Here is a 14143-nt window from a genome sequence, read left to right as displayed (position 1 = left end):
GTAATGGTTTCTCCAGTCCCCTCCGGAGAAACCAATGGCTATTAAAATTATTTGATGATCAATAGTTCTGGTTCAGCGCGCTGGCTTAACCACTCTGCACCGTTCTCAGTAATCACGATGTTTTCTTCGTGAACCATAGACTTACCTGGTGCGTAAACCATGCCTGGCTCTAGTGTCATTACCATGCCTGGCACTAATAATGTGTTGTCAGTTGCAGTGTTAGATGGACGCTCAGTTAGCTCCATACCTAGGCCGTGACCTAGACGACCTACGTCGTTACCTAGTGCACCGTTAGCTTCTAGTACTTTCCACATTGCGTTGTAGATGTCAGAAGTAGTGTTACCTGGACGAGCAGCCTCAAAACCAGCAGTTGTTGCTTCGTAAGTTGCACGGTAAGCCGCTTTTGTTTGCTCACTTGCGTGGCCGAATGCCCAGTTACGGTCGAAGTCTGAGAAGTAACCGTCACGCACTGCACCGGTGTCGATGATTAGTACGTCGCCGTCTTCAATCACGCGGTCAGTAGGACCCATGATGATGCTGTCGTAACCGTCTTGGCCTGAACCTGCGATGATGTATGGACATTCATCAGCGCCTTCCATCAGCATGTCGATACCGAACTGCTTACAGATCTCACGCTCAGTCATACCTGCTTTTGCATAACCTGGGATCTTGTCGAAGCCCACGTTAGTGATGCGACAGATTTCGCGAACCTTGTCGATTTCAGCAACTGATTTAACTTGGCGTAATTCGTGGATAGCTAGAGATACGTCAACGAATTCTTTGCTTACTAAAGTCGTTAACTGTAAGTAGTTAGCTACTGGCATACGTAGGTGTGATTCAATACCTAGGGTTGCACCAACACGGCCGAAGCGAGCTGGTAGGCTGTTAAGTACGCTAGCCACGATACTGATGCCGTCGTCATCTGGACGTGGTGAAGCCCAAGTGTGGATATCTTCAACCCAAGTACCCGCCATACCGCTAGCACCGATTTCAGGAATAACAGCGATTGGCTTGCCTTCTGCAGGAAGGATTAGGAACCATGGACGAGTCGGGCTGTGCCAGAACTGGGTGTGAAAGCCTGAAAAGTAACGTACGTTAGGCTCGGTAGTTAACAGAATCGCGTCTACTTCTAGCTCACGCATCTTCTGCTGTGCTTTAGTCGCACGCATTTCAAATTCAGCTGTTGTAAATCCACGCTGTAATATGCTTTTCATTTTTATCTCCACATCCACACAACTGGCCTATTTGCCAAAAGGTCACTAAAGTGACCGGAAAACCGTTTTAGTCAACTATCGTTAACTTGGTGCGCATCATACTGTTTGCTGGATTTAAAAATGTGACACATATCTCATAGTCAAAATCTGTTAACTCAGGATATGCTGTTAAACAAAAAAATCATGACCAAAGTCAAATATTTTAAACCATAGTTAAATTTAACTTGCTTAAAACCGCAAAAAAACGTCCCATAGTTACATAAAGTTGATTCAAGGGTTGAATTGTTAACTCAAAAAGTTGACAATAACGGCATCTAAAGTTCACAAAAGTAATCTGAAATGATCAAAGCGGCAGAACAGGCATTTAAAACGGAATTTACACCTAGAGATCGTGAACTACTGCAAAGCTATTTCCATTTAGCTGAAAGCATGGCCGATTTAATAGGCCCTCACTGCGAAGTCGTGATTCATTCATTAGAAAGCTTTGAACAGTCGGTAGTAAAGATCGTTAACGGTCACCATACCGGCCGTAAAGTGGGTTCGCCGATAACAGACTTAGGCTTAAAGATGCTGCGTCAGTACGAACAAACCGGCGAGCTAACACCTAAGAGTTATTTCAGTAATAACAAAGGTGGCGAGATGTTGAAGTCGAGCACCTGCATATTACAAGGCGAGAAAGGCAGACCGATTGGCATGTTTTGCGTAAACATGAATTTGTCTTACCCGTTCCCAGAGATCATCAAGACGCTGATGCCAGATACAACCCAGCATCAAAGCTTTGATATGACAGAAAACTTCAGCTCATCGGCTGGAGATGTGGTTGAGCAAGCGCTAAACCACGCGATTGCAGAAGTTGAAGCAGATACTAGCGTCAACCTAAAGGGTCGCAATAAAGCTATTACTAAGGTGTTGTTTGATAACGGCATCTTTGAATTAAAAGAAGCAACTAACATAGTTGCTAACCATTTAAGCATTACCAAACATGCGGTGTATAAGTACATCCGTGAATTTAAATCCTAATTATCGAGATAACAACGCTATGAAAACTGTAATCCATACTGAAAATGCTCCAGCTGCAATTGGTCCATACTCTCAAGCTCTTGCTTTCGACAAGTTAGTATTCACCTCTGGCCAGCTACCGCTAGATCCAGTAACTATGGCTTTCGTTGAAGGCGGCGTTAAAGAGCAAGCTTACCAATCTCTAAAGAACCTTAAAGCCGTTCTTGAACAAGCTGGCGCAGGTACTGACACTGTACTTAAGACAACTTGTTTCCTAGCTGATATGGAAGACTTCGCAGTATTTAACGAAGTTTACACTGAAGTTTTCGGCACTGACGCAGCTCCAGCTCGTTCATGTGTTCAAGCTGCTCGTCTACCAAAAGACGCGCTAGTTGAAGTTGAAGCAATCGCCTTCATCAAGTAATACCTGTTTTAAAAAGCCTACTGTCCACTTACCTTTAGTGAGTGGACAACTGCCCTCTTGTTCATAATTTATAGTGGTTATCATGCTAAAGCTGACTCAAAATGATTTCTTTAACGGCGAGACTTCTGACCTTTTCACAGCTCAAGTTGCTGAAAAAACTCGTCAATTCCACCAGCAGATCGAAGCTTACCAACCTACTCCGCTGATCTCTTTAGAGCAGTTAGCGGCGCGCCTTGGTGTTAAAGCAATTCTGGTGAAAGACGAATCGTACCGTTTCGGCCTAAATGCTTTTAAAGTATTAGGTGGTTCATACGCTTTAGGTAAGCAACTTGCTGAACACCTAAGTGTTGATATCAGCGAAATTGATATGAAAACTGTAGCAGACAAGCTAAGCGAGCCTTTGGTTTTCGCAACAGCAACTGCTGGTAACCACGGAACAGGTGTGGCTTGGGCTGCACGTGAAATGGGCCAAAAAGCTGTAGTTTACATGCCAAAAGGTTCATCACAAGCAAGCGTAACTCGCATTCAAAACCTAGGTGCTGAGTGTATCGTTACTGATTGCAACTACGACGACACAGTACGTATCGCTAACCAAACAGCAACTGAAAACGGCTGGATGCTAGTGCAAGATACAGCATGGGAAGGCTACGATAAGATCCCTACTTGGATCTCTCAAGGCTACATGACTATGGCTGTTGAAGCGCAAGAGCAAGTTGAAGCTATGGGTCTAAAACCGACTCACCTTATGCTTCAAGCTGGTGTTGGCGCTATGGCGGGCGGGATCTTGGGTTACTTCGCTGACAAAGTTGGCGCAAACAACTTCAAGACGATTATTGCAGAGCCTGCAAAAGCAGATTGTATTTACAACTCTGGTATTAAAGGCGAAATGGTTGCAGTAACTGGCGAGCTAAACTCTATCATGGCAGGTCTTGCATGTGGCGAGCCTAACCCAGTAACTTGGCCTATCCTAAAGCAGTGCAGCAGCTTCTTCGCATCAGTTGAAGATGAAGTGACAGCAACCGGTATGCGCGTTCTTGGTAACCCGCTAGCAGGCGATACTAAGGTGGTTAGCGGTGAGTCAGGTGCACTAACGCTTGGCCTACTATACATGCTAGCAAGCCGTGAAGATTACAGCGAATACCGCGCACAGCTTGGTCTAGACCAAGATGCAGTAATCATGCTGTTCAGCACTGAAGGTGACACTAACCCAGACCGTTACCGTCAAATCGTTTGGGAAGGCATGCACAGCACTGCTAAATAAGTCTTAGACTTAGTCCTCTAAAAAGCCGCTTACTAGCGGCTTTTTTGTTTTTAAAAGAAGGGACGGACTTCGTCCTGATAGGTCCTAGGGCGTTGCTATGCACCTACTAGGACGCCAACAAGTTGGCTGCTAGGAAAAACTAAAAGCACTTCAAAAGCAGAGCGTTCCACTTTTTGCCTTTTGTTTTTCCTTCTTGGCTTTTCCGTAAGCAGCGTTCTGTCAGTGACGCAGTCACGTTCCCTAGGCCGCAGGCCGTCCGTCTTGGCTTTAAAAAAAGGTTCTAGGTTCTAGGACGTTCGCAAGCTCACTGCGAGGACGCCAACAAGTTGGCTGCTAGGAAAAGCATAACAGCACATCAAAAGTTACCCGCTGGAATTTCTTTGCTTTTCCTAGGACCTAGGTCCTTTCTTTGCCCTATCTTATAACCTTCTTAACATTCAATTTTATTTACGCTAACTGTCAGCACTATTTAATTTATTAAATTAAGCAGCAAGACTATAATTAAATGCCCAATTACAACCTTGTTAATAGCACCAACTAATGACCACTGAAGCAAGTAATAAAACCCCTAATAAAATCCACCTAGCGCTGTTTATTTTAATCGGCACAGCTTGCTTGTTGCCTATAGTGTCTTCACCAGTCGCGCTTATTTTAGGGTTCACGCTTGCCAGTATTGGCTGGGCGCCGGATCAAGTTCACCTTGGCGCACTGACCAAAAAGCTGCTCGCCTATTCTATTGTGGGTTTAGGCTTTGGTATCCAGTTAGAAACTGCACTCAGTATTAGTATTGCCAACCTGCCATTGATTTTAGGCTCTATTATCTTGACCCTTGTATTGGGTTTCGGCCTCACCAAGCTACTTAAACTAGACGGCAAAACCGGTCATTTGGTTGCCTCAGGTACAGCCATTTGTGGTGGCAGCGCCATTGCAGCCGTATCGCCAGCGATTAGAGCTAATAGCGAACAAACTGCAATTGCATTGGCCACAGTATTTATTCTTAACTCGATTGCGCTATTTATATTCCCGGCCATTGGCCATGCGCTTTCAATGAGCCAACATGACTTTGGCGTGTGGAGTGCGATTGCCATTCACGATACCTCATCTGTTGTTGGCGCAGCCTCAGCTTACGGCAGTGAAGCGCTAACGACTGCCACTACAGTTAAGTTGGCGCGGGCGCTGTGGATTATCCCTATCGCATTTATCAGCGCTATGCTGTTTAAAGGCGATAAGAACAAAATGGCGATACCTTACTTTATTGGTTTTTACTGTTTGGCGATTGCGGTAGCCCACTTTGTGCCTGCTGGAGAGGTCGTTTACGGGGCGATTTTTGAGGTCTCAAAGCGTGTTTTAGTAGTGTGCTTATTTTTAATTGGTGCAGGCATTACCATTCAAAAAATGAAATCAACTGGGCCTAAGCCGCTTATTTTAGGTGTGCTGTTATGGTTGGCAATTGGTAGCAGTTCACTGGCGTATATTCTGCTTGTTCACTAGATGAGTAGGGATAGCAATCCAACAATCTAGCCAAGATATATCAAACTAAAAGCAGCGCATTAACGGCGCTGCTTTTTGCTTATATGGCGCCAGATAAGTAACGAGAATAAACAACTAAACGCGCCTAAATCGATAAGTGCTCGCGTTAAGCCGCTTGTTAGCAAAGAGGCGACAATTAGCACTGCGCAGCACAATAATATTAGCCAGTTATTCAATGTAATCTCCCCTCTTAGGTAAGTTAACTGAATCGCTATTATTGGTGCTAATGTAATGACTCGCCAAGATCCTTTATTACTAATAAATAGCTTTATCTGATAAGGCTAGATGATTTACTTATATTAAGATAAGTTTTAAACAGTTTAGCCAACGGCATATGGGTCATTAAGAGGATCATCATTCCAGTCATACTCAGTGAGTGTTTGAATACGTTTGGCTTCAAGTTCGCCATGCAAATGCTTAACCCAAAATAGCGCCGCATCTGTGCCTGCCGATACCCCAGATGAGGTTAGAAACTTGCCATCTAATACCCAACGCGCTTTAACTTGCCAAGGTACATTGTCGTTCAATGAGCTCACCCACTGAAATGCCATCTTATTAGTGGTCGCCTTACGGCCGTTTAACACCGATGTCATCGCCAATAATGCCGTGCCTGTGCACACTGTAAACACGTTTTGGCTGCGGCCAATTTGCGCCACCAACCATTGCCTTAATGTGGTGTCATTCACTAAGCTACGGGTGCCAATACCACCTGGGATCAATAACAGATCGCAATCATAAGACTCTGTCATTAGGCAGTCAGCCACAACACGTGGGCCCTGATAACTTTTAACGATTTCTGTCGCGGCTACCAGTTTAATTTCTGTATTTGGCATATGACCTAGCATTTCGACCGGACCATGTAGATCTAAGGTTTCATAGTCGTCAAATACCAGCGCCAATATCCGATATTTGCCCTCGGTAAATGGCGTACTAGTGGTTAATGATGACGTACTCACAGCCGCTTGCACTGCCGGCGCTATTACACCGGTTGCCATTAGCACTGACGCCCCTTTTATAAACTGCCTACGTTGCATTTCTTTCCCATCTATTTTTGATTGACTGTGCGACTTTAGTCTTTAAGGATAATAATTAATTCAATGACTAAACTAATAAAATCCAAATCGTTCATCAAAAATAGAGACGGCGCAAATAATGCCAATTTGTGGGATCTCAATACGGCGGAAGGCCTAAGTTCAAGATGTAAAAAAGCGCCCATTGAGGGCGCTTCTTCGTAATGAATTATCAGTAAAATGGCGTTGGATCGATTTCTAAACTGCTTGGTGAGATCCCTTTTTCAATATTGAAAGAGGAGCGACGTAAATCGACGATCTCAACCTTGGTGTAGCAGCGCTTGGTCACCGAATAAAAGCATTTCACTTTAGGATGCAGTGCATCGCGACCAGTTGCTTCCCAGACGATACCTATACGTCCGTCAGATAGCTGCACTAACGAGCCTACGGGATACACGCCAATACAACGAATAAACTCGTAAACGAGCTTTTGATCTAGATGGAAAGGGGTCAAACTGATTAAGATTTTAAATGCCGCCGCAGGGCTCATTGCCTCTTTATAACAGCGAGTAGCGGTTAAGGCATCAAAGATATCAACAATACAACTCATGCGACCATGCAGCGGTATTTCATCGCCTTTTAATCCTCGTGGATAGCCGTTGCCGTCGAGTTTTTCATGGTGCATCAAACTGATGTCTTTACTAATCTGCGACAAACCTTTGGTTTGCGCCATGATCTCAACCGCATAAGTTTGGTGCAGTTTTACATGCTCAAACTCTTCTGCAGTTAATTTACCCGGCTTATTCAAAATATTACTATCGATTTTGATCTTGCCTATATCATGCAAAATCCCACCAATAGCAATTTGCCGCAGCATATCGGTATCGAAATTAAGGTAACGGCCAAAGGTCACTAACAAGAAGGCGACATTGATTGAATGTTCTAGCAGGTAGGCATCTTTCGAACGCAGCGCCGACACACATTTGAGCGCATCAGCGTCTAGCATTACCGACTCAATCATATTGTCGGCTAATACTTCAAATGGCTGGACTTCAACAGCCTTGCCCTCGAAGGTTTCAGACAAGACTTTTTGGATGAGATCTTTAGCCTCAACCATCAATTCTTTTGCTTGTTTCTGCCTGATTACGCGGTCGACTTTTATCGCTTTAGTAGCAGGCTTTGCTGCAACATCGGCTCGACCTAGGCCTAAATCGGGTGCAGAGCGTTCGCCATTCACCCATACATGGCTAATCTGATTCTTGTGTAGCTTTAAAATTGCTTCTGCACTACGAATTTGTCCGGCGCTGGCAATATTGACCTTACTTTTATTACGGTCAATAGCCTCAACAAACATGCCCACTTTTAATTCAGAAACAGCTATTTTAATTAAATGACTAGATTCAAATGAATCACCCATTATCTCTTAGGTCCCCGGATGATTTAATCAAAAATACAGCTACTGTATGTCGCTGTACCCGTCATAGTTTGGTGATGTTTCGACGCTATAAACAGAGTCCATCTATTATTTTCCTATGACAATTAGACCATTCTATTCTGGGATTTGTTAAATCACCAGAGACAAAGTTAATTAATCTCCGCTAATACAATTAATATTTGAGCTAATGGGTAATGAATGCGTTAACTAACTGGAGTGCTAACCACTACGGCACTGCGCTTATGGCACTGAAAACTACTCGGCTGCCACCGACGATACATACAGTTAAAGCAGGAACGCGCGACATTGTCGGTATGCTCATCTTCGTCGTCACTTAAAAATACCGAACACTCTTTAGCAGCCTCTCGAGCTGGAGCATAGTCTTCGACACCAAACTTAAATTGCCATAAGTCGTTAACTTGAATAAACCATTGCTGCATCGCTTATACCTCTAAAGCATTTAGTATTAATAAGGCTTTAATTGCTGTTTAGTTGCGTTGCGCCACTCACCCGACTCATTACTTACTAATAAGGCGAATTGATGCTGGGTATACACGGCTTTGATTTGGCCTGTTAGGTTAATCTGTGTATCGTGATTTAAAATTTCACCGGTTGTCGTAATCGCCGCTTGCAAGCCAGTTTGTTTAAGCATCTGCGCCACGCTCAGCTGCACAACTGCCGACTCATCATGATCTTCGCCCAAGCTTAATTGGCCTTTCACACGGCCATCTTGACCACTTAAACGCAAACCTAAGCCAGCTAGTGAGCCAATAATGCCCTGACCAGTGCCGCCATGCTCCGACAAATCCACGCCTAGCTCTGCCGCTAATTGATAGGCTTGCTCTTTGGTTTTCACTTCAACTTTGGACTGCTTACCAAATGCAATTAACTGGCCGATATTGTAGTCAGACTCTAAATCTAAAATCGCCAGCCCAGGATCGGCCGCTGCTGCAGATTCTTGTTTTAAATGCGCGATACAGATAGCTTTGAGCTCGGCAAAATCGAAGTCGGTTTCCACTTGAAAACACATGGCACTGTTGTGCGATGTATATGGAATATCTGGGTGTACAAATAACTGATGACGCGTAACAAATCGCGTTATTGCTGGGCGTGCGTCTTGTGGCACTAGTGGTGCCAGTTTCGCTGCAATCTCTTCAGCAATTTCGCCAGTACCTTTGGTGCCAATATCGTCAGTGTCATCAATGCAGATCAACCAAGCTTTCATCTAAAACCCTTATTGTTATGTTGTCGTGGCGAGCCAATTGCTCACCACGCAAATCTGTTTGCTAATCTTGTTTGTTAACCTGTTAATCAGGCTTTTTTGGCAATAAATCGTGGGCGTGCAGTCGCCGTAATACGGTAGGGATCAACAGCGCTGCCGCAACTGCAAATGCGCCGCCTTGTATAAAACTTAGGCCAAACTCTGCCAGCGCGACTTGACCACTCATTCCTACTAATAAATTGCTTATTAAGCCTTTGCCCGCCCAAGCTAAGCAGCCAACCAAGGCCAAAATAATGCTCTGCCAGCGTAAGCTAAATGCCCCAGCCATCAACAATAGCGTCAAATCCATCGCCATAGCTGGCAAGCCAAACTTAAGCAAAATCATTGGCCCGCCTTTGCCAACGCTTAGCATCATGGCAACTAAGCCCGCTAATAAGCCACAAGCTGTCATCGCACCAACGCGATTCACGACTCCGTAGCAAATAAGGTAGAAAAAGGTCATCAAAAACATTGAATGACCACTCAAGCCAAGCTTGAGTCGTAACATGCTTTTTAAAACCACCAGTAAAGTGGCGCAAAAACCAATAAATAACGCATCTTGTAAATCGAATGGAGACTTCATTCTTCCTCTCTTTTAGCAGGCCAATGTGTTGGTTTGCTCACACTGCCGAAATGGCGCAGCTTGGCAGCTTTTGCCATCTGCTTTGATAACTTAAGTAGTTGAATTAGCACTGGCAGCACCACGCAATAAATCAGTTCTGGCCAGTTTTTAGGGTTACGCAATGCCTTAGGGGTGATGTTGGCGCCCCGTAAACATTGAATGGCATAAATTTCTTTGGTTTCTTGCAGCATGTACGGCAACAATCCAATTGAGGCGGCAATAACAAATGCCCACTTGGCGGGTAAGCCCCAACTGAGTACTTCGCCAATTCGTTCGGGCTTTTGTGTCGCAGATAGCCACCAACCGGGCAGTAAGGCTAAGAACACGCGCAATACGACTATCACGCCTTCGAGCATCTGCCCTTCGCCGTGGATCAGGTAATAAAGCGGCAAGGTGAGCGCTAGTTGTGCTATGCCTAAGCGCAGTAACGCTGAGATTTTATTTTTCAGGTAGACGCCATGAATAACCAGCAAGGCGTCAACTAAGATCAGCCAGCCTAACGCGCTATTGGGCAAGAAAAATGCGCCACTCGATAGCACTAAACTCAGCAGTAGCGCCAAGGCGCAATACTGGGTGGCACTAATGCGAAAAACTGCCATTTTGTTTGCTTTACGCCCGTTAACCAACATTTGCTTGCTCTGTTATTTGTGCGCCATCACCTAGGTGACCATTTTCGATGAACCAGTAACGGTCAACAGCTAAAAATGGCAAACCACGATGACTCGTCAGTAAGATGCCACAGCCTTGCGCACTCAATTGCAGTAAAATTTGCACCACCTTGGCCACATGATATTTGTCTAAACCCGCAAAAGGATCATCGAGTAATAACAGCTTTGGCTGCATACAAACCAATGAAGCCAAAGCAATAATATGTTGCTGGCCATAAGACAGTTTGTGCGGAGAGCTATCGGCAAGTTTCAGCAAATCAAGTTCAGTGAGGATCTGCTCTGCTCGTGCCAGCGGTAATTTGAAACGCTTTAAACTAAATTGCAGCTCAGTTAATACGGTTTGCTCGAACAGTTGTCGATTAGGCCGCTGCATTAACAAGCCTAAGTCACTGCCATAAATCCCCAGTTGTGGGCGTTTATCCATTACCGTTACCGGCAAATTAGCAATATTGGCTTGAATACCAGCTAAAGTTTTCAATAAGCTACTTTTACCAGCACCGTTATCGCCTACTAGAGCCACAATCTCACCGCGGTGTAGCGATAACTCTTGCTCGCAATCAAACAGTGGTTCTTGGTCGGTAAAACGAAATTGATGCGGCGCGATATTCACTAGGCATTCACGATGACGAGGTTTACTACTCGGTCTAATATTAACCAGCTCGGCTGTCGTCTGAGCCTGTTGACGCTGGCCAGCTCTAAGCTTGCCGCCTTCTAGTAACCAGAGGTAATCAACTAAGTCAGCAAAAGCACTTGGGTTATGCTCAACCATCACTATCGCCACGCCATCCTCTAGCAAGGCTTTTAATACGCCATTGAGCTCTTTGACACCATTATCATCAAGCTGTGCCCAAGGCTCATCCAGTAATAACAATGAAGGGCTAAACACCAATTGCGCAGCCATCATTAAACGATATTTCTGCCCGAGAGATAACACCTCAACCGGCGTATCTAAGCTGGTATATAAACCGACTCGACGTAATGATTGCTGTACTTTTTCCACCATCAAATCAGCAGCAATGCCCAGATTTTCTAGTGCAAACGCAATTTCAGCCCCAACACTTTGACGTAAAACTTGAGCATTAGGATCTTGCATCACTAAACCAACCAATAATGATGGGGCACGATAAACGTCTCCCTCATAAGGTCGGCACTGCTCGCCAGCCAAGATGTGCAACAAGCTGGACTTGCCCGAGCCTGTTGCACCATTAATACAATGGCATTCACCACAATTAATCACCAAATTAAGATCGTCCAAGATCTCACTTTGGTGCGATCCATAGCCGAAATGAATCCCTTCTAATGCTATGATTTTCATATTCTTCCCCGAAAGCCCTAAAGCTGCCAGTTAATACCAACAAACACTTGGCGACCTGCTTGTGGCATAAAGTCACTTTGATAATAAAGCTCATCAAATAGGTTTGTAGCGCGAACGTATAGCTCTAGGTTGTCCTGCCAAATCTTCTGGCTCACACTTAGGTCAACTAAGGTGTAATTATCTAACTCAACACCTTTACCATTCACTTGGTCGATTACGCGTTCAGCATTTAAACGTGTCGATAAGCCAAACGAAAAGTCATAGCTGGCTTGCAGGCGCAAGTTGTGAGCAGGGCGGTATTGCAAACGCTCATTGGTAGCACGATCTTCGGTATCGATGTAGCTATAGGCAAACGTTAACCCTAGGCTGTCGAAATAACGATTCGTCATTTGCAAATCAACACCCATAAAACGATAGTCACCAATATTTTGCTCTTGGTTGTTATCATCTTTAGCGATGTAATCATTGGCATCAGTGATGTAACTACTGATATCTAATTGAGTGTCGAAAGGCAGAGTTTGCTGTAGACCTAATTCGAACTGGTTAGCAATTTCCGCTTTTAGGTTTACGTTGCCGCTGTTAGGTGCGTATAGATCACTGATCGATGGGTAGCGAACTTTGCGGGCTAGACCGGTATGGATGCGGCTTGAGTCTGTAACTTGATAAAATGCCGATGCTTGCGCCGAGAAGTCTGTTTCGCTGTTAACATCAAGATCGTAATTATGTACCGCAGCACCTATGCTGTAGCCATATGTACCGTCATCTTGATATTGGTACTCTGCAGCACCGGTATAAAGCATCAAACTTTCGTCGATATCGCCTGAGCCACCTTGACCACCACCAGTACCACCGCCGCCACCATTGCCTCTTACTAGACTACGTAATGACGTGGTATGCGATGACCAATCTTGTTTTTCAACAATGGCTGACGTAGTTAATACCGCGCCATAATCAAATTCACTAATGAATTGGATATTGGTACCACTGACTTTAGAAGAACTTTCAACAATGCTATTGAGGTTATTCAGTCTATGGTTATAAAAGTTTTCAACCATATCTGTTTGGTTGTAGTAAACAAAACCACGAACAACATACTTTTCGCTGATTTCATGAGCCGCACCAAGCTGCATGCTTTGCTCATTGAAGTCTTCAATTCTTGACGGGGTTTTCTTGCGGTCAACAGTCGGTGATTTACCCCACTCGCCATCACGTTGAGTGTAGTTAGCCATTAACTTAGTTGAATCGTTGATGAAGTAACTACCCTGGGCGTAATAGTTAGTTAATTTTCTGTCAGAGTTAAAACGTATATCACCAACTTGATTGCGAGTGTCTTCAAAATCATCAGGCATTGGCGTGCCGTCAGTTTCTTGATGAGTCACACTCATAATACCTTGCCAGTTATCACCCGAACCTGCTGCACTGATATCAGCATTTAGAGTATTGTCAGGTGCAGATTCAACTTTACCCGACAGCGAAGGTGATGCATCACCTTGCTTAGTAATGATGTTAATGACGCCCGCACTGCCACCTGGACCGTAAAGCACAGAAGTAGGACCAACTGACACATCAACACGTGCAATTTGGTTGGTAGGGATAACACTTGGGTCAAACTGACCGTCTTCAGTACTGCTTGCAGGCACGCCGTTAATTAAGAAAGTAATGTGGCGTGTTTTTAGGCCGCGGATATCCACGCGAGGAGTAGAATCACCACCTACGCGCACATAAATGCCAGGTACGTTTTCCAGCACTTGATCTAAGCTCTGTGCACCAGAAGCCTTAATTTCTTCCGCGTCTACGCTCCAATGAGTTGTCGCTGCTTCAGTTACCGAAGCGCGCTCACCGTGCACCACAATAACGTCGGTCACATCAAGAATTGGATCTCTTTCAATTTCATCAGCCTGAACTTGATAAGCCAAGCTCATAGCTAGTGCTAAGCTAGACACTCTCAGCACTTTTTGTTGTTTTTTCATCTAATTTCATCATCCTAACGATATATTTCGCGCTATTTTTAAAGAGCACTGACTATCGCTCAAGCAAATAAAACCATAAAACAAACCTAGATCGACTAATTTGGATAATAGGAAAAGCCGTCAATAGTAACCAAGGACAGTTTGACCCACCGTGCGCAACTAAAGGACAAAACGGGACATCTAAATCACACCCTTTAAAAGCAAGCTAAGCTTTGATGACACAGAAAAAATAAACATAACGGCAGAAGTGCTGTAGGCGGCAATAGCCAATAACAAAGCGATATTGTGATTTACTCAGGGAGAGCTCACATAGGTAGAGTGATCAACTTGACACTGTATGTTCTGGCTATTACTTTGTGGTAAAGATTCTTATTACCAAAGTGCGATGGGTTTATCCCAGCTAGAGGTCGCTCCTCTAAGCAGACCCTAATGAT

General features: G+C 44.5%; 13 protein-coding genes. 4 read left to right on the top strand and 9 right to left on the bottom strand.

The window, feature by feature from the left end:
* Positions 1-47: 47 nt before the first annotated feature.
* Positions 48-1214, bottom strand: coding sequence for a Xaa-Pro peptidase family protein (locus MSG37_RS09510; RefSeq protein ID WP_248470397.1), 1167 nt, complete (start codon positions 1212-1214; stop codon positions 48-50).
* Between the two features lie 339 nt (positions 1215-1553).
* Between MSG37_RS09510 and MSG37_RS09505 the strand changes: the two genes are divergently transcribed.
* The 4 genes from MSG37_RS09505 (at position 1554) to MSG37_RS09490 (ending at position 5389) form a co-directional block, all read left to right on the top strand.
* A complete protein-coding gene (locus MSG37_RS09505) occupies positions 1554-2234 on the top strand; it encodes a PAS domain-containing protein (protein ID WP_248470396.1) in 681 nt (226 codons plus the stop codon).
* Between the two features lie 19 nt (positions 2235-2253).
* On the top strand, positions 2254-2637 hold the full coding sequence (locus MSG37_RS09500) for a RidA family protein (RefSeq protein ID WP_248470395.1): 384 nt from the start codon (positions 2254-2256) through the stop codon (positions 2635-2637).
* Between the two features lie 82 nt (positions 2638-2719).
* A complete protein-coding gene (locus MSG37_RS09495) occupies positions 2720-3898 on the top strand; it encodes a diaminopropionate ammonia-lyase (RefSeq protein ID WP_248470394.1) in 1179 nt (392 codons plus the stop codon).
* Positions 3899-4438: 540 nt separating this feature from the next.
* Positions 4439-5389: a putative sulfate exporter family transporter gene (locus tag MSG37_RS09490; protein ID WP_248470393.1), complete on the top strand. Its 951-nt coding sequence runs from the start codon at positions 4439-4441 to the stop codon at positions 5387-5389.
* A gap of 359 nt (positions 5390-5748) precedes the next feature.
* On the opposite strand, the gene MSG37_RS09485 is transcribed toward MSG37_RS09490, so the two are convergent.
* The 8 genes from MSG37_RS09485 to MSG37_RS09450 form a co-directional block, all read right to left on the bottom strand.
* Positions 5749-6462 carry a DJ-1/PfpI family protein gene (locus tag MSG37_RS09485; RefSeq protein WP_248470391.1) on the bottom strand — a complete coding sequence of 238 codons (714 nt, stop codon included), beginning with the start codon at positions 6460-6462 and terminating at the stop codon, positions 5749-5751.
* 208 nt (positions 6463-6670) lie between these two features.
* Positions 6671-7855, bottom strand: a complete 1185-nt coding sequence (locus MSG37_RS09480) for an HD-GYP domain-containing protein (RefSeq protein ID WP_248470390.1) — start codon at positions 7853-7855, stop codon at positions 6671-6673.
* Between the two features lie 221 nt (positions 7856-8076).
* The gene (locus MSG37_RS09475; protein WP_248470389.1) at positions 8077-8313 is read right to left on the bottom strand and encodes a hypothetical protein; all 237 of its coding nucleotides are present in this window, start codon (positions 8311-8313) and stop codon (positions 8077-8079) included.
* Between the two features lie 26 nt (positions 8314-8339).
* Positions 8340-9098 carry a DNA-binding protein gene (locus MSG37_RS09470; RefSeq protein ID WP_248470388.1) on the bottom strand — a complete coding sequence of 253 codons (759 nt, stop codon included), beginning with the start codon at positions 9096-9098 and terminating at the stop codon, positions 8340-8342.
* A gap of 82 nt (positions 9099-9180) precedes the next feature.
* Entirely contained in the window at positions 9181-9717 is a 537-nt protein-coding gene (locus MSG37_RS09465; RefSeq protein WP_248470387.1) for a core component of ECF transporter, read from the bottom strand.
* On the bottom strand, positions 9714-10355 hold the full coding sequence (locus MSG37_RS09460; RefSeq protein ID WP_248470386.1) for an energy-coupling factor transporter transmembrane component T: 642 nt from the start codon (positions 10353-10355) through the stop codon (positions 9714-9716). Before MSG37_RS09460 ends, MSG37_RS09465 begins: the two co-directional genes overlap by 4 nt.
* 19 nt (positions 10356-10374) lie before the next feature.
* Positions 10375-11739, bottom strand: a complete 1365-nt coding sequence (locus MSG37_RS09455; protein WP_248470384.1) for an ABC transporter ATP-binding protein — start codon at positions 11737-11739, stop codon at positions 10375-10377.
* 17 nt (positions 11740-11756) lie between these two features.
* Positions 11757-13709, bottom strand: coding sequence for a TonB-dependent receptor (locus tag MSG37_RS09450; RefSeq protein ID WP_248470383.1), 1953 nt, complete (start codon positions 13707-13709; stop codon positions 11757-11759).
* Positions 13710-14143 lie beyond the last annotated feature (434 nt).

It is taken from the genome of Shewanella sp. 1CM18E, from assembly GCF_023161665.1.
GTDB lineage: Bacteria > Pseudomonadota > Gammaproteobacteria > Enterobacterales > Shewanellaceae > Shewanella.
Note: the sequence above shows the minus strand (reverse complement) of the source record. Positions and strands in the feature narration are given on the sequence as shown.